The organism is Kitasatospora sp. NPDC059747, assembly GCF_042732955.1.
In the GTDB taxonomy this organism is placed as follows: domain Bacteria; phylum Actinomycetota; class Actinomycetes; order Streptomycetales; family Streptomycetaceae; genus Kitasatospora.
Genome location: NZ_JBHWGV010000205.1, coordinates 8,330 through 9,110 on the forward strand (window position 1 = coordinate 8,330; position 781 = coordinate 9,110).

Below are 781 nucleotides of genomic sequence, written 5' to 3' on the forward strand. Positions count from 1 at the left end.
GCCGCCGCTCCGGGCCCGTGGCCCCCCCCCGGGGCCCCGCCCGGGGGCCGGCCCCGCGGCGTACCCGGAGGTCATCCGTCGGCCCCCCGGACGCTGCCTGGGGTTATCGATTTTGGAGCCAGGGCAGACGTCGGGTAATGTTCTTTCTGCGCCGCCCGGGAGGGAACGGACGAGGGAGCGAAAGCCCCCCGGCCGGGACCGAGCGAGAGGCGCAACGCCTGAGAGGATCCGACGAGGGTTCAACTCTGGTGGGGTATGGTGTAATTGGCAGCACGAGTGATTCTGGTTCATTTAGTCTAGGTTCGAGTCCTGGTACCCCAGCGCAGTACCGCAGTAACAGCACCACCGCAGGACAAGTGAAGATCAAGCCCCCGTTGTGTAGCGGCCTAGCACGCTGCCCTCTCACGGCAGTAGCGCCGGTTCGAATCCGGTCGGGGGTACTGATCCCGCAAGGGATCACCTGGAAAGCCCCCGTTGTGTAGCGGCCTAGCACGCTGCCCTCTCACGGCAGTAGCGCCGGTTCGAATCCGGTCGGGGGTACTGATCCCGCAAGGGATCGCCAGGAAGCCCCCGTTGTGTAGCGGCCTAGCACGCTGCCCTCTCACGGCAGTAGCGCCGGTTCGAATCCGGTCGGGGGTACCAGAGCAGGAAGCCGGTGGGCTCGCCCACCGGCGCTTGCTTTGTGTTGGGGTATGGTGTAATTGGCAGCACGAGTGATTCTGGTTCATTTAGTCTAGGTTCGAGTCCTGGTACCCCAGCGCAGTACCGCAGTAACAGCACC

5 tRNA genes are annotated in these 781 nt (G+C 65.2%); all 5 read left to right on the forward strand.

Features of this window, described 5'->3' with window-relative positions:
- Positions 1-249 precede the first annotated feature (249 nt).
- The 5 genes from ACFV4G_RS42040 (at position 250) to ACFV4G_RS42060 (ending at position 758) form a co-directional block, all read left to right on the forward strand.
- Positions 250-321: transfer RNA gene (locus ACFV4G_RS42040), tRNA-Gln, on the forward strand.
- Between the two features lie 46 nt (positions 322-367).
- A tRNA-Glu gene (locus ACFV4G_RS42045) sits at positions 368-440 on the forward strand.
- A gap of 27 nt (positions 441-467) precedes the next feature.
- Positions 468-540, forward strand: a tRNA-Glu gene (locus ACFV4G_RS42050).
- Between the two features lie 26 nt (positions 541-566).
- Positions 567-642, forward strand: a tRNA-Glu gene (locus ACFV4G_RS42055).
- 44 nt (positions 643-686) lie between these two features.
- Positions 687-758 (forward strand) — tRNA-Gln (locus ACFV4G_RS42060).
- Positions 759-781 lie beyond the last annotated feature (23 nt).